The 25,930-nt window shown below is 60.7% G+C and carries 16 protein-coding genes and 1 pseudogene; 6 read left to right on the forward strand and 11 right to left on the reverse strand.

Translation table 11 applies throughout. From position 1 onward, the window contains the following. Position 1 precedes the first annotated feature (1 nt). The 7 genes from AB3X99_RS29765 to AB3X99_RS29795 all read right to left on the reverse strand — a co-directional run bounded on the left by AB3X99_RS29765 (position 2) and on the right by AB3X99_RS29795 (position 7,899). On the reverse strand, positions 2–1,822 hold the full coding sequence (locus tag AB3X99_RS29765; RefSeq protein ID WP_368618940.1) for a hypothetical protein: 1,821 nt from the start codon (positions 1,820–1,822) through the stop codon (positions 2–4). Beyond that, entirely contained in the window at positions 1,713–3,788 is a 2,076-nt protein-coding gene (locus AB3X99_RS29770) for a CHAT domain-containing protein (protein WP_368618941.1), read from the reverse strand. Before AB3X99_RS29770 ends, AB3X99_RS29765 begins: the two co-directional genes overlap by 110 nt. 91 nt (positions 3,789–3,879) lie before the next feature. Further along, a complete protein-coding gene (locus tag AB3X99_RS29775; RefSeq protein ID WP_368619012.1) occupies positions 3,880–4,062 on the reverse strand; it encodes a DUF3820 family protein in 183 nt (60 codons plus the stop codon). A gap of 302 nt (positions 4,063–4,364) precedes the next feature. Further along, positions 4,365–4,601 (reverse strand): hypothetical protein, encoded by a 237-nt coding sequence (locus AB3X99_RS29780; protein ID WP_368618942.1) that lies wholly within the window; start codon positions 4,599–4,601, stop codon positions 4,365–4,367. A gap of 510 nt (positions 4,602–5,111) precedes the next feature. After that, positions 5,112–6,242 (reverse strand): uracil-DNA glycosylase family protein, encoded by a 1,131-nt coding sequence (locus AB3X99_RS29785; protein WP_368618943.1) that lies wholly within the window; start codon positions 6,240–6,242, stop codon positions 5,112–5,114. Then, positions 6,239–6,946, reverse strand: coding sequence for a hypothetical protein (locus AB3X99_RS29790; protein WP_368618944.1), 708 nt, complete (start codon positions 6,944–6,946; stop codon positions 6,239–6,241). Before AB3X99_RS29790 ends, AB3X99_RS29785 begins: the two co-directional genes overlap by 4 nt. Next, positions 6,943–7,899 (reverse strand): nucleoside triphosphate pyrophosphohydrolase family protein, encoded by a 957-nt coding sequence (locus AB3X99_RS29795; RefSeq protein ID WP_368618945.1) that lies wholly within the window; start codon positions 7,897–7,899, stop codon positions 6,943–6,945. Before AB3X99_RS29795 ends, AB3X99_RS29790 begins: the two co-directional genes overlap by 4 nt. Before the next feature lie 1,184 nt (positions 7,900–9,083). Here AB3X99_RS29795 and AB3X99_RS29800 point away from each other — a divergent pair. From AB3X99_RS29800 to AB3X99_RS29815, 4 genes are all read left to right on the forward strand, one after another. Next, positions 9,084–9,386: a DUF3761 domain-containing protein gene (locus AB3X99_RS29800; RefSeq protein ID WP_368618946.1), complete on the forward strand. Its 303-nt coding sequence runs from the start codon at positions 9,084–9,086 to the stop codon at positions 9,384–9,386. Between the two features lie 20 nt (positions 9,387–9,406). Then, positions 9,407–9,703: a hypothetical protein gene (locus tag AB3X99_RS29805; protein WP_368618947.1), complete on the forward strand. Its 297-nt coding sequence runs from the start codon at positions 9,407–9,409 to the stop codon at positions 9,701–9,703. Positions 9,704–10,602: 899 nt separating this feature from the next. Beyond that, entirely contained in the window at positions 10,603–17,622 is a 7,020-nt protein-coding gene (locus tag AB3X99_RS29810) for an amino acid adenylation domain-containing protein (RefSeq protein WP_368618948.1), read from the forward strand. A gap of 47 nt (positions 17,623–17,669) precedes the next feature. Continuing rightward, on the forward strand, positions 17,670–18,926 hold the full coding sequence (locus tag AB3X99_RS29815; RefSeq protein ID WP_368618949.1) for an MFS transporter: 1,257 nt from the start codon (positions 17,670–17,672) through the stop codon (positions 18,924–18,926). A 130-nt stretch (positions 18,927–19,056) separates the two neighbouring features. Here AB3X99_RS29815 and AB3X99_RS29820 read toward each other — a convergent pair whose 3' ends face one another. Beyond that, complete coding sequence (locus AB3X99_RS29820) at positions 19,057–19,734, reverse strand: hypothetical protein (protein ID WP_368618950.1); 678 nt, start codon at positions 19,732–19,734, stop codon at positions 19,057–19,059. Between the two features lie 1,538 nt (positions 19,735–21,272). Between AB3X99_RS29820 and galE the strand changes: the two genes are divergently transcribed. After that, positions 21,273–22,322 carry a UDP-glucose 4-epimerase GalE gene (gene galE, locus AB3X99_RS29825; RefSeq protein ID WP_368618951.1) on the forward strand — a complete coding sequence of 350 codons (1,050 nt, stop codon included), beginning with the start codon at positions 21,273–21,275 and terminating at the stop codon, positions 22,320–22,322. A 773-nt stretch (positions 22,323–23,095) separates the two neighbouring features. Continuing rightward, a complete protein-coding gene (locus tag AB3X99_RS29830) occupies positions 23,096–23,683 on the forward strand; it encodes a hypothetical protein (protein WP_368618952.1) in 588 nt (195 codons plus the stop codon). Between the two features lie 166 nt (positions 23,684–23,849). Here AB3X99_RS29830 and AB3X99_RS29835 read toward each other — a convergent pair. The 3 genes and pseudogenes from AB3X99_RS29835 to galU all read right to left on the reverse strand — a co-directional run. Continuing rightward, positions 23,850–24,104: pseudogene (locus tag AB3X99_RS29835) on the reverse strand (H-NS family nucleoid-associated regulatory protein); the annotation flags it as partial. 162 nt (positions 24,105–24,266) lie between these two features. After that, positions 24,267–24,605, reverse strand: a complete 339-nt coding sequence (locus tag AB3X99_RS29840; protein ID WP_368618953.1) for an H-NS family nucleoid-associated regulatory protein — start codon at positions 24,603–24,605, stop codon at positions 24,267–24,269. 106 nt (positions 24,606–24,711) lie between these two features. Further along, positions 24,712–25,638: a UTP--glucose-1-phosphate uridylyltransferase GalU gene (gene galU, locus AB3X99_RS29845; protein ID WP_368618954.1), complete on the reverse strand. Its 927-nt coding sequence runs from the start codon at positions 25,636–25,638 to the stop codon at positions 24,712–24,714. Positions 25,639–25,930 lie beyond the last annotated feature (292 nt).

The following is a 25,930-nucleotide window of genomic DNA, read 5'->3' on the forward strand; positions in this document are numbered from 1 at the left end:
ATCACGCGTCGAGCGCGGTCGCGATGATGGCTTTCATGAGTGCGCCCTCGCGCCCCGGCGCGAGGCGCGCCATCAACGCACGAAAAGTCACGCCGTCTATTGTCTCGACGATCGCGCACAGTGCGTCGAAATCGCTGGCCAGTACGGCGCTCGCCTGTCCACCGCCTTGGGCGAGGTGCGCTTTCAGCGTCGCCGCGTAGTACCCGGCACGATCGGGATCGTTGGCGGCCCGGATGAGTGCCGCGGCCAGGCGATGCGCCACGCCGATCTCGGACTCCGCGTCCGCGGGGAGATAGCGGTTGGCGAGATTGAAATGGCTGATGGCGACAAGCCGCGCGTCGCCGCCCTGGTATTTGTAGCGCAGCGCCCTGGCCTCGAATTCGCGCGCCTGCTTCATGTGCTTACGCTTCTGTTCGAGGGTGCCGAGCGCCGAATAAAGATTGCCGAGTTCGGCAACTGCATTTTCCGACTCGAACACGTTCTTGCATTCGAGAAGCATCGCGTACGCCTCGGCGTAGCGCCCCAGATCGATCAGCGGGCCATTATCGTTGAATCGGTTGCGCGCCAGTTCGAGCGGCAGGGCGCCACGCCGGCGATGGGCGGCGCGCGCCTTGCCGTTGTACTTCAGGGAAGCGCGCCACGCGGCGCGCGCGCGGGTCTCCCAGTCGAGCGCTTCCGTGCCCTCGTGGCTCATTGCCGCAGCGAGGCAAGCTCTGCCGTATTGAGACGCGGCGTCGCTCGCCGTATCGAAAATCACGTTGCGCACGTTCCAGTCCAGCATGGCTTCCAGCGGCCCCGGCTTGCCCGCCGCGATCATTCGCCGGCGCAATTCGGGCAGGTGCGTCAACACCTCGCCGTACTGTGCCTTTTGCGCGAGCAACTGAAGCTGCTGCCCGAGCGCGGACAACTCGCTCCACGTGCCGGCCCCGGCCAGGCTCGCATAGCGGTGATGCAGCTTCGCATAAGCCTGCGCTTTCTCGATGTCTACGGACTGCCAGGCATTCGCAAGATCTTTGCACACCGGCGCCGCCACCGCGAAGTTGTCCGCGCGCTCGGCCGCATCGAGCACGGCCTCCCAGCGCTCCACGGCTTCGCGCCAAAAGCCGGCCCGATCCAGCACGCTTGCCAGTAGAGTCTGGGTGATCAACGCCTTCGGTGTTTTCGCGGTGGCGGCCGCCATGCGCGTGACGACGGGAAGCAACATCGCGGTCGCGCGCGGCGAGTCGTCCACGCGCATCACCCGCTCGATCATCTGCGAGGCAAGATCCCATTCGCCGTTGCGCAGCAGATAGGGAAACGCGGACCAGCCTGCCAGCGCGACCGTGGCGCCGGCACTCGCCACCCGCGCCGCATTGTCCATGGTCACGCGCATGAGGTGATACCAGTAATTCACCATCACCTCGTCAACGCGCGTCTGGAATTGCACGCCCGCCTCGGCCCGCCCGGCGCGCGCCACCTCCGGGTGAATCGCGAAGGCGGCGCGGGCACGTTGCCCCGCGGCGGCGCGCAGCTCGACGAGCCCGCAGCTTTCGAGCCGTGCGATCGCCGCGCGCATGTCCACATGCTGTGCGCCGTGAGATGTTTCGCGCCATAGCGTCGGCCAATTGGCTTCGACGACCGCCCTGCGCCGGTCGTCCGGCTCCATTGCGCAAAGCAGATGGAACACCGTTCTCACGGACTTCGAGAGCGCGCGAGACAGCGCGCGCGTCCAGCTATCGAGCTGATCGAGGAACGCCTGAACGTCGCGGTGGGTTTCGCCGCGAACCAGGTAAGCGTCGGCTGCGTCCGCATCGGCCTGCCCGGGACCTCCGATGTCTCGCAACCGCCGTGCGAGGCGTTCCGGCTCGGCGGCGAGCCGCTCCGCGAACGCGATCAGCTTCGGGTGGCCCTGCACCGCCCGCAAGGTGTCGCGCAACAATTCGCGGCCGCGCGCGGCACGGACAGTGGGAACGGCCTTCGAGCAGCGCCCCCAGATTGGGTAGCTCGCGGATCAGCAGCAAGGTTTCGTCGAGCGGCAAGGCATGCACGGTCAGTAGAACGAAGGAAGCGGGCATGCCGGTGGGGACGATGCGGCTCGACATCGCCACGCGCGACGCACCTCCGTGATCGTGGAAGGCGCGCATCAGCATCGACCAACGCTGGTCACACCAGTGACCACTGGCCGTCAAAAGCGTTTCCACGTTGTCGATCACGATCAGAACGGTGCTCGTCTCCAGCGTTTGCCGAAACACCGGCAGCCATTGGGCCAGCGCGGCCTCGCTCGCCACGGCATGAAGCATGGCGATGCCGGGCAACTGCGTTTCCATCGCGAGCGCGAGCGCGCTCAAGGTCATCGAAGCGTCGGCGTTCAATTCGGGCGCCCTGTACCAGACGACCCGTTCGAAGCGAGCCGCCCGGAGATGATGCCAGGCAAGTTCCACCACGCAGGCGGTCTTTCCCGCTCCCGCCATGCCGTGAAACAGCACGCCCCGGCTGGTGGCATGCTCCGCGAGCGCTTCGCTCGCTTGCGTCATCGCCCGCACGCGGCCAACGAAGTGCCGGGGCTCCGCCGCAAACGGCGGCACCGCAGGCACCGCATCGCGAGCCTCCAGACTCGCGTGCGGGTGCACGGCAAACCTCAAGTCGGCAGCGTGCCTGCCGAGCAACATCGGCATGGTCATGGATAACGGAGGGTCCGGCGCAGAGCCGCTCCGGCCGAGCGCACGCAGCGCGTGTTCCGAAGCGATACTCGCGGCGCGCGGCAGCGCCTCGCCGCGTTCGAGGAGGCGCTGATAGAGCGCGTTGGTCAACAACGCGGCGTATTGATCGTCGACCGCGTAACGCGTGGCGAGCACGGCGCAGTCGAGGCCGCGCTCCAGCACCCACGCGGGCATTTGCGCGAGACCCTGCTCGACGCGGCCGGCGGCCTCTGCATCGGCGTCGGATTCGCCAGGTGTGTCGGGCGCGCCAAGCCAGCTCAGCGTCGCGCCCACGCTCGCCGAAGCGGAATGGCACGCAACGAGCACGACCAGCTTCAAACGCCCGGTGGTCACGCTGAGCATGCGCACGATCGCGTCGGGCGTCACGGGGTCCGGCGCCCCATCGGACCGCTCGAGGAGCAGCGCGCCGCTCGTTCCGTGGCCAGCGAAATGGACGATGTCCCAGCCGCCATCCTCGCCCAGCAGTTGCTCCAGCCGTTTGCGCGTGACGCCGTACTGTAGCGCCCGCAGTTCGACGCGCCGGCCTTGTGCAGCAAGCCGGCTCACGAGCGACTGCAGGTGTTGCCGCTCACCGCGCAGGTTGAGCGGGCTGCCCGCGGGCGGCACGCTGAACAGCGCGAGAATGCGCAGCGACCCGCCAGGCGCCGGCGTGCGCGCGAGCCCCTCTCGCGCGACCTCGAAAACGAAGCTCACGCCACGCTGGCCGAGGGGCCGCCCGCTCGCATGCGCCAACTCCAGCGGCAACGCAAGCAAGGGCGCGGCTACGAGCGGCAAGACGACCCGGACCAGCGCGTCCGGATTGCCATGCGCAACGATATGGCCTGCGATTGCCGGCCCGAGAACGATCTCGCCCAGCCATGCGCCGAACGCCTGGAGATGACGCTGCTCGTCTTCGTCAGCAGTGTCCGGCGCGCAATGGTAGCGAAGCCACGCGGGCAGGTTGAACAGCCCCTCGCGGCGCCAGTCGCTGTGCGCGAGGGTCACGGCGTGCGCAGCCAGCGTGGCGCCCCCGGCATCCTTGAGATGCCAGCTCCAGTGATCAGCGTCGGTGTAGCCGCTAACCTCGAGAACAAGAGGCGGACGGTGCATGGCAAGGGTCTCCGCGCAGAGTGCGGCGTGTGTCGTGCTGCCAGCATAGGTCATGCGCGGCGAGAGGTTCGATTCCTCGCTCTGTCTGACGCTAACCGCGTTTGCGCAGCGGATCGAGCAAACCCTTCAGGTCGTTGTGGTCCATCTCCTGCATCAGTGCGAGCAGGCGGCCGATTTCCCCTTTGGGAAACCCTTCGCGGGCAAACCAGTTGAGGTAATGCCCGGGCAGGTCCGCAATGAGCGTGAGGATGGCGGAGGCGGTTAGTTGCGAAATCTACGATCCCTCGTCCTCGCGTCCACCTGGACACAGACGCCCGGTCGCGCACGGCTGCGCCTTTGCGCAACCAGAATCGTTGGCCGTTTCGCGGTGCCGGGTGCGGGTCAGAAAGAGCGGGGTGCGGAAATTGCTGGGTCTGAGGGGTAGCCGTAAGCCAACCAACTTCCCATGGAAATCGCCCTCATCACGCCTCGCCCTCTCGACACGCTCGCGATACCCGACGACCTGGACGGCCGCCAACGGCGCGAACCGCGCCACCGGACGCCGCCAGATCGGCGCCGATGACGATCTCGACGCCATCAGCGCCTGGCTTGCACGTGTAATACGAGGCGGGTTTTGTGGGGATGACGGTGGACGAGGTCGGTCTCGCCCAGCTCGAGGCAGTCCAGGCGCAAATTCATCATGTTCTGCCACGCGCACTGAGCCAGGCTCACCGCGAATTTCTGCTCTCCCTTGTGTGCCTTGATCCGGACTGGGCGCTGATGCCCAAGACCATTTGCAGGACACGCCCGCGATTCGCGGAAGATGGAAAACATGCGCAAACTCCACACACGCGACAAACAGCGCCTTACCGACCAGGAAGCGCTGTTGTGTGAAGCATTTTCTGCACTCGATCGGGAGAATAAACGCGGATAAGATCGCGTGCGTCGCCGTTTCGTCCGGTAAGGCGCGAACCGGCCCAATTGCTGGCGATCACCTGTGTCGTCCGGCGGTCGCTCGAACGGCCGGATCACTCGGAAAGCCGCTCACCATTAAATGCGCGCATATCGGCCTTTGCGGATGGTCTGGGAACCGGTTCGTGCGACTGCTGCACATACCTTTGCGGACGCTCGCAAACCGGCGTCGACGAATGGCAACTCTCATCACCGTCGAATGGGTCTTAACGACCACCCTTTTCGGCCACTTGCCCGCTTCTCGGGCGCGCATAGTCGATAATACTGCTCAAAGGTGGTCATTCGAGGGCGCGAACTATAGACCCTCGAAATTGGCACCTTTGACAAAATTCAAAGAGTTACACAATTCCGAACCGAGGCAGCTGTTGTGGACTAACGTGAGTCTTTCGTCACGAATGGCAGCACGGCGGCGTTATAAAGATTTGCGCCATTCGATTTCTCCTTTCGGAGTAGCGCGCGCATGTATTTGCTCAGGTAGACGACCCTCTTAAGTTCTTCGTCACGCATCTCACCATACTTCACTACGACGGCCTTTACCGCTGCTTCATCATGGGCAGACAGAGCCTGAATGGGCTCGTTCGTAAGAAAATCAACCTGCCTGGCAAGCCCAAGCATGACCTTGCTGCCGACGGGCCGAATCATGACTCCGGGGACCAACTGCGGCAGCTTTGCCAAGTGCAAGTCTACAAAATATGGACCGTCCTTTTGCCGGACGACATACGCATTCGTAAGACGTTCCCCGGTTGCTTCAAGTGATGCGAGCTCAGCTAGGAAACACAACTTATGAAGCGCGAAGTAACTAAGCCCTTCCGGCTTACCCTGCAATATCCTGCGAGCAACGTGACCGAGCTTTGCTGCATCAGCCCTAGGCTTGCCACTGACCGATCTCTTACGCTGCCGCTTTCGCCTCTTCAGAGTCTCAGCGACGAACTGGTAGTCACTTAGCTGATTTGCGAAACTGCGGTGAACCATGGCTCTTTGCCCCGGGTGATACACAGGTATCAGCGTCCGGCGCAACCACGCGTTGTTCGTTCTAACGTGCTCGCGGAGCGAAAGTGCGTGCGCTTGAAGCAGGCCGCACGCCTTGAGCGCCACAGCGCCAAGTGTAACTACAAGTGAAGGATCGACTATTTCGATCGTTTCCCTCAGGAAAGGCGCGCAGTTTGCGATCTCGACAGGCGTAGGCGTCGCATTGTTGCCACGTTCATCTTTAGGGTTGCACAACACTGCATTAGTCACAAACGTTTCATATCGACTGATTCCTACCTGTTCGATGAGGCTCTCAAAGTTGTGACCGGATTTATCCCCGTGAAAGGGCAAGTGCGACCCATCGGCCCCGAGCCGCCCGGGCGCCTCTCCAACAAACATAAGCGGCGCGTCAAGAGAACCGCAACCGGGTCCGAGAACGCGCGCGCTCCCCGTCATCCGCGGGCATTTCTCGCACGCGGTTACACGTTTAACCAAGTCGAGGAACTTGGTCTCCTTTTCATCGGCGGACGTCATTGAATCAGTGAACGAAGCTGCTGCTGAGAGCAGTCAAAGTAAGCATGAACCGAATGGCAGACAAGCTTTCCGGGCCGCTTGTTCGAGGCCACGCATATGAACCGAAGCAGCCGGCCTAATCCGATGAAATTTCCCAGCACTTTGTTGAAGAAGTCATGGTTCCGGTATACCACGACAAGGTCCAGGGAATCGTCGGCGTTCCAAAGAATTTCTCCAAACTGCCAGCAAGGCCCCCCTCTTGTACGGGGTGCATCTACCGCTGGAGATGAGAGATGAAATACTAGACCGGTGGTGTTCCGCTGTGGCCATGTGCTCAGCTTGTCGATTGCACGCTCTAGCTGATTGACGCCATCCGGCGGAAACCGAACGAGCCGCTCAAAGTACGTGCCCCATGCGTGGCGCCCACGTTGCCATCTACGAGCGCGGTCATGAACTTGCAGGTAGCGGGTATAGAACTCCGATCGCGTTGCTGCTCGGTCGCAGGTCCGCTGCGGAAACAACGTATTGGCGACGTCGCAGGCGTCATCTGCCCCGGCCTTTATGCGAGTCGGCGAATGTTGCTTCAACCAATCGCCCTCTGCTTCGCACGGTTGATCCACCATAGTAATCAGATTGCTGACTTCGCCCCGTGCGTCAAGTAGGAGAGAACAGCCCGCGCGCCAAGCTTCCAGTGCCGTAGGACCTTCAACGACGGGAATCGTCATACTCGTCGTCCCTTTGCGATCGAAGATACCCATTTTGTAGGGGGTGACACACGATATGTAATGCGTTGCTTGTCCAAATCAACAGTCACATCGCCACCGCCATTTCTCTTTAGTTCACGGAACACGGCGTAGCCTTGGCAAATCGCTAGCTGCCACTGCTTTGCTGTACAAGTGCGCACTTCCAAGCCAGTTACCATCCTGCGAATGGTCTTGAGCAGTCCGATGTCGATAGAACTGCGGTCTACATACCATCCTCGCTCTTCTGCCTGATTGAAAACAAGAATTGAGACAGCTTCCTCAATTACAGCGGCGCGCGCACCATCTTCCACTTCGTCAATCTTGGCGTTCGACTTGCGTTTGCACTTGAGCAACGATCGGCAGACGGGAGACCACCCGAGTACGGCCGCATACGCGAGATGAAATACATCGTGATAGCGATAGCCATCGTCCTCGTGTGAATTGTCGGTTAGTGCATCACCGATGACGACATCATTGACGGAGACCTTGACGTATAGGCTTCGCTCCAGTGGTTTCTCGTAGAAGTTGACAACGAAGCGCCGAGGCAGCCTCTCATCTGGCGCAAAGCCGCTATCGAAAACGTTGACACTTCCTTCCGAATACAGCGATTCAGCCTTCTCGGCATTTGCTTTGGCGATCTCCGCCAACGGGATTTCATACAGAGAAGCCAGACTGGTCAGATACCAGAGCAAATCGCCGAACTCTTCTCGCAGCTCTGTTCGAAACAGGGGATTGTCCTTTTGCAGGAGGAGCTTCTTCATCATGCTGTGAAGATCACCAACTTCACCGACGAGACCCATTAGTGAGACTGCGCGGGAGGGACGTTCATTGGTGCGCTCGACCATCGCTTGGTATTCGCTAAACGTTGTCATCGTCGCGCTAGCGCCACTTGTCGAACTTTCCTCGGTTTTCTCAACTGGCGCGCTTCGCGGCATACGCCCTCCCCGAACATGAATTTAAAGCATGCTCCAAATAATTCGTGAACCGTGCGTTTCGGCGCAGCATAGTCGATGTGCCACTACTGCCCGCCCACACTTTCTAATCCGACATAAAGGACGGCTTTCCGGATATTCTCGACGTGGCCGACTATGTTGGCGGTAAGAATGACAGCGATCTGCCAGCGCGCAAAGTAAAATTCAGCTTTTTCCCGCGGTTTATGCGAAATGCATCGAATCGGCTCGATTGATTTTTCGAATTCGCAACAGTCGACAAATGGTCACCGTCCTGTGATGTTGCCGCCGGAGCAATTCAGGGCACCGTCTGCGACCGGCCGCTCAAGTTGACAAGCAGCCAACGACTGTAGCGCCGGATGTCTCCCGGAACTCAATCGCCGTCTTAGCCGCTGCAGTGGCCCAGATGACGGGCTGTAGATCGCGAGTACTCATTCCCAGCACCTGGCATGCGAGGCTACGACGGCGCGAACGGCGGCAAAGCGCCTCTCAACTGCCTAACAGCTCGTGTCGCTCCAACGTCCGCAAAGGCCGAACTGCGATCCACGAGAAATCGAAGTGGGTGAGCGGATGGCCCCGTTAGCTGCCGTGGATGTCTGCCGCCGTCCGGCCGCAACGATTCCGCCCTCTGCCCACGGAAGCAGTTCGAATATGTTCTTGATCTTGTGGGCGATCTCAGTATTGTTTCGCCCATCGATTGAGCCTACGGAGGCGCGATTGAGCGCTTCAAACTGCAACCGCCCGACGTTCCTGGTGCAACTTACCCGGCAGGCACGGGTAAACGCTATTCGCACATTCGGTTAAATTATTCCTACATTAGCTCAGCAGTACAATCACAACCAGTTGAGAGGTGTTTATGGCTACGGGAAAGAAAGACGCCAAGCTCGCTAGCAAGCAGCTTTCGAACAAGAAGAGCACACCCAACCAGAAGTCGGTCGCGGGTTCGGATTTGAGCCAGGCAAGGAAGCAACCGGCACCCCCGCCCAAGAAGAAGTAGCGGCAACCAACGCTTTGCCCACTTACACCCGTCTGCATGACGGGTTTTTAATACCACCCCGCAACTCCAATGATGGACATTGAAATGGCCACTGCCCCCCGTGCCTCGTATGCCGACGAGGGTCCGCTTGCGACGGGCACCCAAAATTAGAACGAGGACGACAGGGATCCGCATGAGTCGCAATCGTGCCGCCGTGCGCGTGCTGATCACAGCTCGATGCGGCAGTCTCGTTGCACTGCTGGCGCTCGCAGGCATCGCCCATGCCTACCAGCCATCGTCGCCTGACGAGTCCCAACTACAGGAGCACGGCCACTACGTGAACCACGAAGGGCATATCGTGCATTCGCCTGCGCACTCCCGAAACGGCGCCGTGCCGGTCGGTGCCACGGCAAGATGTGGCGACGGGACATACAGTTTCAGCCAGCACCACTCGGGCACGTGTTCGCGTCATCACGGTGTCGCCGAGTGGGAATAACGAAAAGCCGGGAGCGAACAATGAAACGTGGACTGACGGGTGTCGTCGCGATGCTAACGCTTGGTGCATGCGCCACGGTTCACGAAAGTTTTGCCCCAAATCGGCGACCTGCCTACACGCTGAACTGCAGCGGCTTCGTCCGCGGCTGGGACAAGTGCTTCGAGGCAGCTGGGGAGATCTGCAAGACGGCTGGTTTCGACGTGATCGACCGAAGCGACGAAGACGCGGATGCGGTGGGCGCGAGCCGAAGTGGCCTATTCGGCACGAAGACGAACGAGCGATCGATGGTCATCGCCTGCAAAAAGCCAGCGGCCTGATCCTCGGCGAAGGAATGGCGTTCTGGCTGGCAATGCTCCGCCCTCGCGCGAACTCTCAGGAAGTCCGGCAAGTGCTACCCCTCCAGCACACGATTCGAATGCGCGATTGCCGCGGCGCCGGTCAGATCTATCGCATGTCCGTCGCGAACCTGGTCAACTGACAGGTTAATTGATCGCGCCGATGCGGACGTTGCAGTACCTGACGCGTGTCCGGTGGTCGACCAGTGATGCTTGAAAATGGAGCGCCTAGCATTCGAGCGCGATGCTTCGATTTGCTTGGCGAATTTAAGCGTTCGCTGATTACCTCACCCTTTAGCTTACCAAATACCTTCATAAATGCCTTAACCGAGATCGCTTGATCGAATCCGCGGACCGCTGGCAGCAACCGCCCGCAATAGACATTCAGGTTTGGCGATAGCTGTCGTTAGCCAGCGGCAGGCGCAATCGAACCGAGCCATTTTCCCTTCTGCACACCGAGCATCATTTCGTCCGATTGAGCGAATCACGTAGAAAGCCGGGCGAAAGCCATCGTTAGAGTTCGCCATCAGAAGTTTTTCATTCGGGCCGAACGACGACCCGTTGGGATGGGCACGACATTCATCGCGTCGACCCTTTTGCGTGAACCGATGGTTCGATCGTGCAACGTCGGCCGTCATCAAATATGCGTTTCCGTTCGGTATAAATCGTCCGCCGGTTTTGTCCTGTCGATCGCTGACGCGGATTCCGCAGCCACGTCCGGCAACATTTCTTCGGCCAGCCGCTCCGATCCTCGTCGTGGACGTGAAACGACTCAATAAGACCAGACAAGTAATAACTACCGCATGCAACCGCAGAACCGCTACACAATCCAAGCCGTCACTTCCTCCGACCACGCTGCCCCGTCTTCGCCCTCCCCCGCAATGGCGAAACTCTCGCGCGGACAACGCGCCATGTGGTTTCTGTGGTGCCTGAATCCGAATGGTGCGGAGTACGGCCTGCCCATGGCGTGGTCCATTCACGCTGCGCTCAACGTGGAGGCATTTCGCGGTGCATTGCAGGATCTGGTTGAGCGGCATCCGGTCTTGCGTACGACGTACGCGGCACCCGAAGGCGAACCTGTCCAGTTGATCCATGCGCCCGGTCAACCGGATTTCCAGCACGACGATGCGTCGCAATGGGACGCTGCCGCCTTGCATGCGCGCCTGACCCAAGAGGCTGACACAGGATTCGACCTGAAAAACGGCCCGGTTTTCCGCGCACGCCTTTTTTCACGCGCTGCCGACACGCACGTGCTGTTTCTGAACTGCCACCACATTGCCGCCGACACGTGGTCGCTCATCGTGATGATGGAAGAACTGGGGCTGCTGTACCGGGCGCGCGTTGACGGAAAGACGGCGGAATTGCCGTCCACCGGGCTGTCTTACGTCGACTACGTCGAGTGGCAGCAAAACCTGCTCGCGTCCCCCGCGGGTGAATCGCATGCCGCCTACTGGAAAAAGCAGCTGAGCCAGCTTCCCGTGCTCGACCTGCCCACCGACCGGCCGCGTCCGCGCGTTCAGACTCACGTTGGCGCGGGTCATTCATTCGAGCTGGGTAAAACGCTCACGCAGCAGATCCGCGCCCTCGCGCGCGCGCAGGACGTCACGTTTTACACGGTGCTGCTCGCCACCTTTTACGTGCTGCTCTACCGCTATACGGGGCAAGACGATATCGTGGTCGGCTCGCCGCGCTTCGGGCGGCCGCCGCAAGGCTACGCGCGCACGGTCGGCTACTTCGCGAGCCCCTGCGCGCTGCGCGCGCGTGTGGACGGCGAAAACACGTTCAATGCGTTTCTGCAGCACGTGCGGGAGGTGCTGGTCGGCGCGAAGGAACACCAAGACTATCCGTTCCCGTTGCTCGTGGAGCAACTGGGCGTGGTGCGCGATGCGAGCCGCAGCCCCATTTTTCAGGTGTCCTTTACGTACCAGAAAGCCCATCTCGACCATATGCGCGGAGTGGCGGCTGCACGAATGGGGTTGGGTGGCTCGGAACTCGATCTGGCCGGCCTGCCGCTCGCGTCTTATCCGCTCGAGCAGCATGGCGTCAAGTTCGATCTCGACTTCGTGGTCGAAGAGGTGGACGGCTGCCTGCGCGCGGTGTGCTGGTACAACACGGCCCTATGGGACGCGCCGAGCATTCGCTATCTGGTCGATCAATTCCAGACGTTGATCGCGAGCGCCGTCGAAGCGCCGCACACGGAGCTTAGGCATTTGTCGATGCTGAGCGCGCGCGAGCGCGCCGCTTACGCCGTCTGGAATGCAACCGAAAGCCGTTTCCCGCAGACGCCCGCGCACCGGCTCGTCGAAGACTGGGCGCAACGCCGGCCGCAGGCCGCGGCGCTGCTTCACGAAACGCAGACGGTGTCGTATGCCGAACTCAACGCACGCGCCAATCAGCTTGCACATCATCTGCGCCGCGGCGGCTTGAAACCGGGCGAGCTGGTCGGCGTAAGCATGGAGCGCGGCCCCGCGCTGGTGGTCGCGATTCTCGCGGTGCTGAAGGCAGGCGGCGCGTATTTGCCGCTGGACCCGAGCTACCCGCAGGAGCGTCTTGCCTACATGCAGGACGATTCGGGGCTGAGCTTGCTGCTCACGGGCCAGGGCGCCGGCGCGGAGGTGTCGTCCGCAAAGGTACGGCGCGTGTGCGTCGATACGCAAGCCGCTGCCATTGCCGGCGAATCCGTGCACAACCTCGAGATCGCCTCGAAGCCGAACGATCTCGCGTACGTCATCTACACCTCCGGTTCCACCGGACGCCCGAAGGGTGTGATGCTGGAGCACTACGGCCTGTCCAACATGGTCCATACCATGGCCGCGTTGTTCGAAATCGGCCCAGACAGCCGCCTCCTGCAGTTCGCGTCGGCGAGTTTCGACTCGTCGGTCGCGGAAATTTTCAGCACCTTGTGCGCCGGCGCCGCGCTGTGCCTCGCGTCGAAAGCGGACATGATGCCGGGCTCGGCGCTGATTGACACCATCGCGCGCCACGCCGTGACGGTGATCACGCTGCCGCCTTCCGTTCTTGCTTTGCTGCAGCCCGAAGATCTGCCGACACTGCGCACTGTTGCCGCTGCCGGCGAGGCATGCAGCCTCGACATCGTCAAGCGCTGGGCGCCTGGACGCCGCTTTCTCAACGCGTATGGGCCGACCGAAGCGACGGTGTGCGCGACCATTGCGCCCCTGCAGCCGGACGCCGAACGCGTGTCGCTCGGGCGGCCGATCGCGAACACGCGCGTGTACGTGCTCGACGCGCAATTGCAGCAGGTGCCGGTGGGAATTGCGGGCGAGATCCATATTACTGGCTCCGGTCTTGCACGCGGTTACCTGAACCGCCCCGACCTCACGGCCGAGCGATTCATCGCCAATCCGTTCGGAGGCCCGCACGCGCGCATGTATAAAACGGGCGACCTCGCCCGCTTTCTGCCCGACGGGAGCCTCGAATACCTCGGGCGCCTCGACCATCAGGTGAAGATTCGCGGCTTTCGCATCGAGCTGGGCGAAGTGGAGTCGGTGATCGCCGGATGCGCCGGCGTGCGCGAAGCGCTGGTGATCGCGCGGGCGACGAACGGCGGCGCGCCATCGCTGCTGGCTTACGCCATTGCTCACGAAGCGGGCGCCATCACCGCTGCTGACATTCGCGCCCATGCGCAAGGCAAGCTGCCCGACTTCATGCTGCCCTCGGCGATCATGCTGCTCGACGCATGGCCGCTCACCCCAAACGGCAAAATCGATCGCGCGGCATTGCCCGACGCCGAGCGCGTGACCCCGCACAGCGTGCTCGCCCCGCGCGACGCGCTCGAGCAGCAGATTGCCGACGTGTGGAAAGCGGTGTTGAAGCTGGACGCCGTGGGGATTGACGACAATTTCTTCGAAGTCGGCGGTCATTCGCTCGATCTCGTTCGCGTGGAGATCGAACTCGAACAGACACTCAGGCAACACGTGCCGACGATGGACCTGTTCCGCTTTCCGAACATCCGGTCGCTGGCAGATCACCTGCGCGGCGCGTCCGGACCGGCAGCCGTTGCCGCGCCGTCCAACCCTGCGCAATACATCGCGCGAAAAGCGGCGCGCGTGCCGCATGGCGTCGATCATGCAGACACCGACATCGCCATCATCGGCATGGCGGGTCGCTTCCCCGGTGCGCAGAGCGTTGCGGAGTTGTGGCGCAATCTCGTGGCCGGTGTCGAATCGGTCAGGCCACTGAGCGATAGCGAGCTGCTCGCGGCCGGCGTCGATCCCGCCCTGCTTGCCGACCCTCGCTACGTGAAGCGCAAGGGCGTGCTGGACGACGTGGATCGATTCGACGCCGCGTTTTTCGGCTACCCGCCGCGCGAAGCGCTCTTGATGGACCCGCAGCAGCGCCTCTTCCTCGAAACGGGCTGGCAGGCACTGGAACACGCGGGCTATGCGAACGCGGGCTACACCGGCAGGATCGGCGTGGTCGGCGGCACGGGCCGCTCGGGGTATCTGCTCCATTATCTCGACGCGCATCCGGAAAGCGCTGCCGAACTGTTCCAGACCACCATCCTCAACGAGAAGGACTTTCTCTCCACGCGGCTCGCGTACAAGCTCAATTTGCGCGGCCCGGCGCTGACCGTGCAAACGGCGTGCTCGACCTCGCTCGTCGCCGTTCATGTGGCCTGCCAGCAATTGCTGCTCGGCGAATGCGATATCGCGCTGGCAGGCGGCGTGTCGCTCGAAATGCCGCACGGCACCGGTTACCTGCATCAGGAAGGGCACATTCTTTCGGCCGATGGGCGCTGCCGTCCGTTCGACAGCCGCGCGCAAGGCACGGTGCGCGGCAGCGGCGGCGCGATCGTCGTGCTCAAGCGTTTGTCCGCAGCGCTCGCAGACGGCGACCATGTGTGGGCGGTCATCAAGGGCTCCGCGATCAACAACGACGGCAACGCGAAGGTGGGCTTCACCGCCCCGGCCACCGACGGCCAGGCCGACGTGATCGAGCATGCGCTCGCGCGTGCGGACGTCGATCCGGCAAGCATCGGCTTCGTCGAGGCACATGGCACCGCAACGCCGCTGGGCGACCCGATCGAAGTTCATGCGCTCACGCGCGCGTGGCGCCGCCATACGGATGCGCGGCAGTTCTGCGCGCTCGGCTCGCTGAAGTCGAATGTCGGCCACCTCGACGCAGCGGCGGGCGTCACCGGCCTCATCAAGGCTGCGCTATCCGTGCATCACGGCAAGATTCCGGCGACGCTGCATTTCGAGTCGGCCAATCCGAAGCTCGAACTCGAAAAGAGCCCGTTCTGGGTGAACAACACGCTGACCGACTGGCCGCGCACCGCCACGCCGCGGCGCGCCGCCGTGAGTTCGTTCGGCATTGGCGGCACGAATGCGCACGTGATTCTGCAGGAAGCGCCGTCGCAGGCCGCGCGCGAGCGCGAAGGCGATGCGGCGTTTCACGTGCTGGCGTTGTCGGCGAAATCGGAGCGTGCGCTGCAGGCGATGACCGACAACCTGGCCAGCCACCTGCGGGACGATCCTGCCGCCGATCTGGGCGATATCGCCTACACGCTTCAACTGGGACGCACGCACTTCCCGCACCGGCGCGTCGTCGTGTGCGACAGTGCGTCCGCCGCGCTCGAAGCGCTCACTGCACTGCCCGCAACGCGCAGCGGCACGGGCGTGACCGCGCCGTCCGCGCGCGTCACCTACCTGTTCCCCGGACAAGGTCTGCAGCAGGTCAACATGGGCCGCGATCTCTACGCGTCCGAAGTCGTGTTCCGCGATTGTGTCGACCACTGTGCGCAGTTGCTTCAGCCGCTCATGGACCTCGACATCCGCACGGTCCTGTATCCGCCAGTCGATGTACCCGGCGCAACCGATGCCGCACGCGAGCGGCTCATGCAGACGTCCATCACGCAGCCCGCGCTCTTCGTGGTCGAATATGCGCTCGTGCGACAACTGGAACATTGGGGCGTGCGCCCGCACGCGATGATGGGGCACAGCCTCGGCGAATACGTGGCCGCGTGCGTGGCCGGCGTCATGTCGTTGGCCGGTGCGCTGAAGCTCGTCGTCCTGCGCGGCCAGCTAATCCAGGCCTTGCCCGCCGGTTCGATGCTCGCAGTCGAAGCGTCGGCGCAGGAACTGGCGCCCTACGTCGCGAACGGCGTGGATCTCGCTGTGGTCAACGCGGCGCGCTCTAGCGTGCTCGCGGGTCCGGCCGAACAGATCGACGCCGTGCAGGTGCGCCTCGACGACGCCGGCTTGCGCTGCAAGCGCGTGGCAACGTCGCACGCGTTTCATTCCGCGCTGCTCGATCCGGCGCTCGAGTCATTCATGGCGCTCGTCAGCCAGGTCGAGTTGCGTGCTCCGCAGATTCCGTACATCACCAACGTGACCGGAACGTGGGTCACGAACGAGCAGGCCACCGATCCTGCACATTGGGTGCGCCATATGCGCCAGACGGTGCGGTTCGCCGAGGGGCTCGACACGTTGCTTCAGTCACCGGACGGGCTCTTTGTCGAAGTGGGCCCGGGGCACGCGTTCACCTCGATCGTCCGGCGGCATGCGGACAGTGCGAATGCGCGAGTCGCAACGGCCACGCTCTCCGGCGCGCCGGGATGGTCCGATTGCGGCGCGCTGGCGCTGAGCGTGGGGCGCTTGTGGGTGGCTGGCGTCGCGCCGTGCTGGGATAAGCTGCACGAAGGCGCCAAGCGGCGGCGTGCCGCGTTGCCGGGCTATCCGTTCGAGCGTCAACGTTTCTGGCCGCAGGCACGAAGCACGAGCCCGGCGCGTGCTGTGGCTTTGCAGCCTCGCCAATCCGCGACCGAACCGGACGCAGCCGCATCCCACGATGCGTCGACCGCGGCTTCTTCGCACGACACCGTGGAGTCGCAGCTGACCCGCATCTTCGCGGAGGTGCTCGGCATGCCGTCGGTTGCCGTGACCGACAACTTCTTCGAACTCGGCGGCACCTCGCTTTCGGCGCTAAGCGTCATTCTGCAGATTGAGCAGTTGATCGGCCATCAACTGCCGGCGGCGGCGTTGCTCGAAAGCCCCACGGTGCAAGCGCTCGCCGCTTCGTTGCAAACGATGCGCGACCCGCGCCGCCAGCAACTGGTAGGCATGCGCACCACGGGCGCGTTGCCGCCACTCATCTGCATTCACCCGTATGGCGGCCATACGACCAACTACGTCGAACTCACGCGCAGCCTGGGCGGCGACCAGCCCGTGTACGGCATCCAGGCGGGCGGCCTGCTAGGCGAATCGACCCCGCTGCGCAGCATCGAAGCGATGGCTTCGGATTACATCGACCTGATGAAATCGGTGCAGCCCGAGGGCCCATACCGGCTGATCGGGCATTCGATGGGCGGATGCATTGCGTACGAGATGGCGCAGCAGCTTGAGCGACGCGGCGAAAGCGTGGCGCTGCTGGCCCTGCTGGACTCGCGCGCGCAAAACACCAGCGTGCAACCGCTGTACCGCAACGGTACCTACGGCAAGATGGCGGCCCGGCAATGGCTCAGCGACGACGCCGTGATGCTCGGTATTCTCATGCCGAAGCTGTCATTCGATTGGGAGAACTTGCGCGATGTGCCCGCTGACGTGCACTGGCGCCATGTGCTCGAAGCCGCAACGCAACAAGGCTTGCTGCCGGCCGGCACAGGCGAGCGGCAGATCAGGCAGGTGCTGTCGGTGATCGCCGCGAATGACGAAGCGCTTCGCACGTATCGTCCGGCGCCCTTTAGCGGACGCGTGCTGCTGTGCTGTGGCGAGGAAGGTTTCGCGCGGCAGTTCGGCGAACCCGACCTCGGCTGGGGCGCGCTCGCCGAAGCGCTGGACGTCGTGCACGTGCCGGGCGATCACCACAGCATCATGAGTCGCGAAAGCGCGCAGATCATCGCGCGTCATCTGCAAAGGCACGAGCAGGAGTGCCTCGCCTGATGCCCCAGCCCACCTCGCTCGAGCCCGAAACATTGCAAGGACGGTCTGTGTCCCCATCGAAAAAAGTGCGCTTTAGCCGCGATGAAATGAAGGTCGTCGTGGTGGTCACGGCGTTGCTGCTCATTGGTCTGCTCGGCACGGACATTCATCTTTCGTCGCTGCCGGAAATCATGAACGTCATGCACGCCTCGCAGCAATATGTGCAGGCGTCGATCTCCGTCTTTCTCTTCGGGACGGGCGTGGGAGCGCTCGTGTATGGACCGATGAGCGACAAGCATGGCCGCAAGCCCGTCATTCTGATCGGCCTCGCGGTTGCGATCATGGGTAATCTCTGGACCGTGTTCGCTGCGAAGATCACGGGCTTTTTGCTCGCGCGCTTCGTTCAGGGGCTGGGCAGCGGCGTGTGCCTCGCCCTGTCGCGCATCGTGCTGGCCGATATCGTGCAAGGCGATCGTTACGCGATTGCCAGTTCGTACATCACCTTGTTCACGGGGCTTTCGTTCGTGCTCGGCCCGCTGGTAGGCAGCTTCGTGCAAACGTGGTTCGGGTGGCGCGCCAACTTTGTCGTCATGGCGTTGCTGCTCTGCGCGATGTTCGCGGTTTATCTGCGCTGCCGTGAAACGAACGCGCACAAGAATCGCTCGATCACGGCACGCGATGTCTTCGCGGCCTACCGCGTGGTGTTGTCGGATGCGACGTTCGTTTCGTCGACCATTGTGGCCGGTGTCGGCATGACCTGCTTTGTCATGTACACGAGCTCGAGCCCATTCGTGCTGCAGCAGCAGTTCAGCTATTCCGCCACGCAGTACGGATGGGTCAGCGCGCTGGTCGGTAGCGGCCTGGTCGTCAGCCGTTTGCTGTTGCCCAGGTTGATCGGCCGATTCGGGATGCTCCCGACAATGATCGCCGGGCTTTTCATCGCCATCTTCTGCGGCGTTGCGTTGCTGACGCTTTCGACGCTGGGTGGCTTGTCCGCGCGCGGCTTTCTGCTGAGCGTCGCGGGCGTGTCGTTCAGCTACTCGTTTATCGTGCTTTGCGCGTCGGCCATTTGCATGAGCCGCTTTACGGCCCATCGCGGCGGCGCAGGCGCCATTTATTGCTGCTCGCAGATGGGACTGGCGTTCGGTGTGAATAGCCTCGTGTCGTCCGTGTCGAGCGACGTGATTACGCTGCTGGGCGTGAGCTATATCGCGCTTCCCATGTTGGGTCTGCTGCTTTGCGCCAGGCAATCAGCAGCGATAGGCTACCAGGAAAAGCGCGCAGGTTACGACGACCGGCAACCGGGCGCTCCTGCTACAGATTAGGAGGGAACACGCCACCTTACAAGATCTCAGCTCTACGTAGGCTACAGAGCCGAACGACTGCTTTACGCTGAATAACCAGTCAGGGCGCAAAGCGGCTCGCGGACTGATGCCGCTTTGCGTCGTCGAGCCCTCACACGCTTAACTGGCGTTTGAGTGGTTGTACGTCAGCTTCCCAGCCAACTCCGACTGTTGGCCCCGTCCGACATTCGAGCAATTGCTTGCGCTTTTCTTCGGCGATTGCGATGAAGTCGGACAGTTCACGCTCCATGGCCGAATCTCTGGCGCCCGGCTTCCACGTCGCGGCTCCGTGCCGCCGGCGCGTGGTACGAGCCAACGCTAACGCTCCTCTCGCAGCTTTTGCACATTCGATTTCAACCTGACCGCAAAAGTCGAGCGGCTCACCGAATTCGCGGAATGCCTCGACATACTCCCGAGCGGCGTGCGCCGTTGCCGGGTACTCGCGCAACTCCGAGACGAGTCCACGGCTCAGAACGTCCCATCGCAACTTGTCCGGATAGGCAAAGGCGGGAACGGACACGCCCTTGCTGGGCTCACGGATCGCGGGACCGACTGGCTCCGACGCCGCCCAGGCTGCCTTATGCATCACCGTACGACAGGTCCGAGCGTAGCTTTCCAGCGCTAACGCCAGCTCCAAAGAAGTGTCACGTCGGTGGCGCCTGCGTTCTCGGCCATCTCGCGCCGCGATCCAAACTAGCGTTACGACACTGCCGACCGTCGCCGACGTTAGCGCCAAAGTAATAGGAGTATTCCAGCCAAGTCGCGGGAAAAAAAGCCATTCCTGCAGCATACGAAGCGCCTCGGAAAAAGAGGTGCACAGAGTATAAGCAATCGCAAGCCAGCGTATTCAGGAGAGAAATTGTGCTGTGCATTTTCGCCACAAGCGCTCCGATCGTGCGCCGCCAATCTTGACAGATCGGCGCAATAGCCTCACTACCTTTTGACACTACCGGGACTACAAATCCCGACTCGCCATAGCGATCAACATAGATTTGCCTTGGGCGAGCGCGACGCGGATATTGCTGATTCTGAGTGGTTAACGAGGCAGGCTTGGTTCCATGCAGAACTGGGCGGCTTCCGGATCCAGTGAAGAACACCAAGGACACCGTGCTGCTATTAGTTGTCGGGACAGCGGAAGACTATGCTCAGTCGCTATTCGATCTCTTGCGAAAAGGTCGACGGTATTGTCCGATCAGTACTAGTAGAAGCGCGTCACCGATTGTTGCCGAAACCACTTCGTGAGCGAGTCGAAACCCGCTTGCTGCGATGCTACCTGTGCGTGATATTCGCTAACTATTGTTCCTATTTCGCCGGCGGTTTCGGGGGGCGGGATTGGCACTGCGAACACACTTCAGATTCTGTGTCACACGCCCTCGGAACAACGATCAGCGTGAAGGCGACTTCCTCGGCGAGACATAATCAATGGAGCGAAGTTTGCTGTCTCGTGCGACACAACTGACCGCGGGCTCATCGTGCAGAGCTGGATATCTTCCGTTTTCCGGCTCATTAGCCTCACCTACAAATCTTCCGACGAAGGACACCAAATAAAACACGATTCTCCAGCCATTCACAGATCACGGATATTCATCGATCGCAAAGTAAAGATGCCGTCAAATTCTCAGGACCCGGACCAGTCGGCCAAAATCTGGTATGTGAACGCCATTGAAATCGATACGACAAACCTGTCTGTTAAATTCCCGTCACGTTTGGCTCGTGCTGCCCAGAGCCTAATGTGGTCCACCGGGTCCGGTTCCCCCCGAACTAGATCGAACCCGGATTCGCACCGCCAGGCTGGAAATGCCTGGCGTTTTTTTTCGCTCACCAATCGTTCTGACGGCGTTGCTTCAATGCCGAGATGTAGCTCTCTTTGCGCCGAAACTCGACACCGCGTGCTCGGTCCGAAGAACTTTCCGCTTGAACGTTTGATGGACGGTAACCAGCTAGCCGAGACCAATCGAGGATCGACGTTTGTACGTCGGTAGCAGAGGGAATCTCTTGCCGTTTATCGTGTATTTGAGAACTCACTCGTGCCCCCGCTTCTCAGGCCGACGAAAACGCCAATCCGGCGGCTTACCTTCACGCTTAACCGAACAAACCTCTTCCAATATGGTCACGTAGACCAAACTCGCCAAAACATTCCACTTTGCGGCAATCACCCCGACTTACCTTGCAGCACGTGGTAGGTTAGAAGCCTGTCAATCTGCAAGTGAGCGGCCAGTTGGTTGCTTTTCAGCGGCTCCTTGCCACCGTACAGGCGCTGCGACACAGATCCGTGAATCTGCCAGAACAGATCCGCGATCCCCCGGTATGAAGCTCTGAAAATATCTGATGACTCCAGCAAACTCCTTCTCGACGACGAACACCAAAAGCACAATCCTCATCACAGGCGGCGCCGGCTACATCGGCTCACACACCTGCGTGACGCTACTGGAGGCAGGCATCGACGTTGTCGTCGTAGATAATCTCGTCAATAGCCACCGGGCATCGCTCGCGCGCGTCCAGAAGATCACAGGAAAACAACTCACCTTCTACGAAGAAGATGTGCGCGACGCACGGGCGCTTACGCGCATCTTCGAGACACATAAAATCACTGGCGTGATCCACTTTGCGGCACTCAAAGCCGTCGGCGAATCTGCGGCCAAACCGATCGAATACTATCGCAACAACCTGGAATGTCTGCTCACGGTCCTGGACGTGATGCGCAGATACGGCTGCAAGCAGTTTGTGTTCAGTTCTTCGGCGACGGTGTATGGCGCGCCGGAGCGCTCGCCCATCGACGAAACCTACCTGCTCACCGCAACCAACCCATACGGACAATCAAAGCTCATCGCCGAGCAGATCCTGCGTGACGTCGCGATCTCAGATCCGTCATGGCGTATCGCGGTGTTGCGCTATTTCAATCCGGTGGGCGCGCACGAGAGCGGCCTGATTGGCGAAGACCCAGCCGGTATCCCGAACAACCTTATGCCGTTTGTCGCGCAGGTGGCTGTCGGCAAGCTGCCAAAACTGCGCGTGTTCGGCGGCGACTATCCGACGCCAGACGGTACAGGCGTGCGGGACTACATTCACGTTGTGGATCTGGCAAACGGACATCTAAAAGCGCTCGATGCGCTGGCTGCGCGTGACCAGGGTTTCATCGTGAACCTGGGCACCGGACGCGGCTACACCGTCCTCGAAGTCGTGAAGGCCTTCGAGCAGGCGTGCGAACGTACTGTGCCATATGAAATCGTAGACCGCCGTCCCGGCGACATCGCCGAATGTTATGCCAATCCCGCGAGGGCACAATCACTCATCGGTTGGAAGGCAGAATACGGCATCGAGCGCATGTGCATCGATCACTGGCGCTGGCAGGAAAAAAATCCGTACGGGTATGTATAGCATTTCAATGCATGCGTTCACTGTTGCGTCACTGGCACCACACGAATCAATCGGCTTGCGAAAGGCAATGCCGGCGAGAGTTGCATGTGTGCTCCGTGCGCCGCCCTCTCTCGCCTTCGCGCCGACCTCCCCTATGCCAGGTACGCGAAACTGACCGGGAAACTCGCCCCACATGGACGACCCAGCGCTAGCGCGTTGCCCCGCCCCGGCGCCGGCGCCGGGGCCGGGGCCGGGGCCCGGGCCGGGGCCGCGAACCGTGATACCACTCGTGATGATCAAGGTTGCGCATCAGTTCGTCGCGTCGCCGTTGGCGGCGCCGGCGGGCTGCAACCCTGAATGTAGCGATGAACAGCACAACCGTGCCAACAAGCAAACTGGCCAGAATTGGGCGCACGTTAAGATCCTCCCGCTTGCTCAGTCAGTGTCCTATTCTGTCATCCGGACGTTCAATAAATACTCGCGATCTCCTTCAATCGAACCGCACGGAATCCACTTTAACAGGCGCCGTCGAATCCACTTACGCACTTGGTCAACCGCCGGTATTAGAGACCAGAACCGCGAAGTTGCAGTCGCGTTCCAACTAACAGCTCACGAACAAAACACCGAAATGTTCGCTCGACTTTGAGGCACACCAATCTTCACAGCAATACGTTGATGGTATCGATCAGCCAGCCCGTCGGCAACGTGACCGAGATCCGGGCGAAATGTCGCAATCGATCAACAGCCAGATCAGTCATTTATAAAACAGCAAAATTCTAACACTATCACGCTATATGAATAACGATCAACATGATTCACTTGTCGATAGCATCCGTAATCTGGAGAAAGAAGTCCATCAGCTGTTAGATCAGAATGCGGCGCTTGAGCTTAGACTCCACATACACATACTCGCACTTTACGAGATCGTGCAGATAGTTACCAACCGCACAAATCGGAGCGCCTCTGCCAAAACGTTTCGGCGCTCCACGGAGGCGATATTCGCGTCCTCAAAGGGTAGCGATTCGTCCGGGGCGTACTGGATAGCCGCCCAGTCCGAGATGGAAGCACTTGTGTCTGAATTCGATCAGATCAACTGCACAGAAGCACTCGGAGAAGATGAAAATCTATCTTCAAAGCATGGCACACACTCGATCGACGAAGAATCCCGTGGAATTCTGCTGTGTACAATAATTGCAGCCTTCAAATGCCTCTTCGCGCAACATCCAGAGCCTGGAGAGCTCAACGACTTTTGGACCGCACATATTGCTGCATTGGAAACGGTTGTTAGACACGCACCCAATCTGTCTGCATCTTCGATCAAATGGGCAAAAAACCTCCTGAACGAACACTCCGTCATCGATAAACCGACGCTGCTACACTGAGTATTTCTACCGCTCGATACTGATAGCATGATCGAGACGCACCTCAATTGCAGAGCAATCCCGTCAATGCTACCGGTTCGGATCGCCAAATTGGCGTCTCCGGATATTGACCTCCATGAATTGCGTTAACGTTCAAGTCCAGTCGGAGCGCTCACCTCATCCCGAGCTATCGTGAATACCATCGCTTTGCCAGGAAGCGCGCGCGATTCTTCGCCTCCGTGATCCAGGCCGGATCCCCGTCTCTCCCCGACCATGTCGCTCCTGTCTTTGGATAAAGGGACTTCGCTGGTGGCTTACCTTTCGACATCCTGCTCGTGGACACACTATGAGATCCAAAGATGTCGCGCCAGGAATACCCACATTCATTGACCTTTGCGCCGATGTCCGCGAGAACGACTTGAGATTCAGCGCGCCACGCTTCCGCTGGCTGCTCCCTTCAAGCACAGCCAATTGAGCCTTCGAACAGTCGAAAGTTACCACCCTGCCCGTTGCCACAAGAACCTCTCGCGTATCCGCGCCAGATGTGAGCCCCCTACTCACGTCGTCTCACGAGAGCTCTGTCTGCCCAGGAGCGGCCCGAATGTCAGAACGTGGACTCTTGCCGCGTAGGGGGTAAGTTTTCCTCAATGCGCGCAGCGTCAACCCATGAAGGCTTTCGACCGCGTCCGGACCACACGCGACCCGTCTTTGGGTCACGAATTTTCGCAATCAACTGGCGGGATCTACCTCGGACATCATCGACCGTAAGCTGATGTAACTCCAACTTTCTCCGAATTTCCTGAATCACAATCTCTCGCTCATGCTTGAATACCTCGGCGATCTTGAGATCAAGCATTGCGAGCTGTTCACGCAATTCTTTATAGGTGGACATATATCGAAGACTGATCCAGGTTGGGAAAAAAGCCTGCCATGTCCAGAACATGGCAGGCGAAACCAGGACAGCGGGGGACTATCCCAGGGTACCGATTGGCGCAAAGCTGAATGCACTCGAACAAGCAGTTAGCCGATAGCATCGGCCGCTGACGTCCTCAGACAGCGTCCACGCTCTCGCGCGCATCCTCCGCTTCATTTTCGCGCTGATCAACGCGTCGCAATTGCAGGTTCAGGTACTCAGCAAACTCAGCGCCTACCTCGCTGTGCTGGAGCGCAAACTCAACCGTGGCCTTCAGATAGCCGAGCTTGCTACCACAATCGTACCGCGTCCCCCGGTACTTGTAGGCGAGGACCTGTTCGTCGCTGAGCAAGGACTCAATTGCATCTGTGAGTTGCAGTTCGCCGCCCGCACCTGGCTTCAGTGCGCGCAAATGCTTGAAGATCCGCGGCTTGAGTATGTAGCGACCGACAACCCCGAGGTTCGATGGCGCCACGTCGGGGGCGGGTTTTTCGACAATCGCTGAGAGCTTGACGATGTTCTCCTCCCACGTCTTTCCGTCGACAACTCCGTATGAACGCGTGTCTGCTCGCGGGATCTCCTCCACTCCGAGTACTGAACTGTGGTAGTGGTTGAACAGATCCACCATCTGCGATGTCACGGGCGGCTCACCATGAAGCAGGTCATCTGCGAGAATAACCGCAAACGGGTTATCGCCCACGAGTTTCTCAGCGCACAATACAGCATGGCCGAGCCCGAGCGCTTCCGGTTGGCGAACGTAAAAGCAATCGACATGGCTGGGCTTGATACCACGGACCAGTTCCAGCAGTTGCTTCTTTCCACGCGCTTCCAGTTCCGCCTCAATCTCGTACGATTTGTCGAAATGGTCTTCAATCGCCCGTTTGCTACGCCCGGTCACGAAAATCATTTCAGTGATGCCCGCTGCAATAGCTTCTTCCACTGCGTACTGGATCAACGGCTTGTCCACAACAGGCAGCATTTCCTTCGGACTTGCCTTCGTGGCGGGGAGGAAGCGTGTACCGAGACCAGCTACCGGAAAAACGGCCTTCGTGACCTTAAGCATACGAACTCCATGATGAATGCGCTGATATCGGGCGAAAGCATAACGTCGTCCTTCAGCCAGGTGGTGCAAGTGGCCGAATACGTTCCGATTTTGACGGATAGGGATGACATAATCTGGAGGCCTGAGTGTTTAATTCGCCACAACTCGCTCAAAACGAACGTCGGAGACACAAAATAGGTGGGAATTCCGCGCGCTTCCAACACTTCGGCTCTCTTTCGCAAACACCCAAACGCCGTGCGACATCGAAAGGGATCACACGTTCCACCTCAGCTCCGACCGACCCGGCTTCCGA

Origin of the sequence: Paraburkholderia sp. BR10882, from assembly GCF_040948855.1 — a bacterium.
GTDB lineage: Bacteria > Pseudomonadota > Gammaproteobacteria > Burkholderiales > Burkholderiaceae > Paraburkholderia > Paraburkholderia nodosa_A.

Coding starts and splice junctions, on each gene's coding strand:
- AB3X99_RS29800 (WP_368618946.1), top strand. CDS start 9,084: ATGAGTCGCAATCGTGCCGCCGTGCGCGTGCTGATCACAGCTCGATGC.
- AB3X99_RS29810 (WP_368618948.1), top strand. CDS start 10,603: ATGGCGAAACTCTCGCGCGGACAACGCGCCATGTGGTTTCTGTGGTGC.
- AB3X99_RS29840 (WP_368618953.1), bottom strand. CDS start 24,605: ATGTTCTGGACATGGCAGGCTTTTTTCCCAACCTGGATCAGTCTTCGA.
- galU (WP_368618954.1), bottom strand. CDS start 25,638: ATGCTTAAGGTCACGAAGGCCGTTTTTCCGGTAGCTGGTCTCGGTACA.
- AB3X99_RS29770 (WP_368618941.1), bottom strand. CDS start 3,788: ATGCACCGTCCGCCTCTTGTTCTCGAGGTTAGCGGCTACACCGACGCT.
- AB3X99_RS29785 (WP_368618943.1), bottom strand. CDS start 6,242: ATGACGTCCGCCGATGAAAAGGAGACCAAGTTCCTCGACTTGGTTAAA.
- AB3X99_RS29830 (WP_368618952.1), top strand. CDS start 23,096: ATGAATAACGATCAACATGATTCACTTGTCGATAGCATCCGTAATCTG.
- AB3X99_RS29805 (WP_368618947.1), top strand. CDS start 9,407: ATGAAACGTGGACTGACGGGTGTCGTCGCGATGCTAACGCTTGGTGCA.
- AB3X99_RS29795 (WP_368618945.1), bottom strand. CDS start 7,899: ATGCCGCGAAGCGCGCCAGTTGAGAAAACCGAGGAAAGTTCGACAAGT.
- AB3X99_RS29790 (WP_368618944.1), bottom strand. CDS start 6,946: ATGACGATTCCCGTCGTTGAAGGTCCTACGGCACTGGAAGCTTGGCGC.
- AB3X99_RS29820 (WP_368618950.1), bottom strand. CDS start 19,734: ATGCTGCAGGAATGGCTTTTTTTCCCGCGACTTGGCTGGAATACTCCT.
- galE (WP_368618951.1), top strand. CDS start 21,273: ATGACTCCAGCAAACTCCTTCTCGACGACGAACACCAAAAGCACAATC.
- AB3X99_RS29780 (WP_368618942.1), bottom strand. CDS start 4,601: ATGTTTTCCATCTTCCGCGAATCGCGGGCGTGTCCTGCAAATGGTCTT.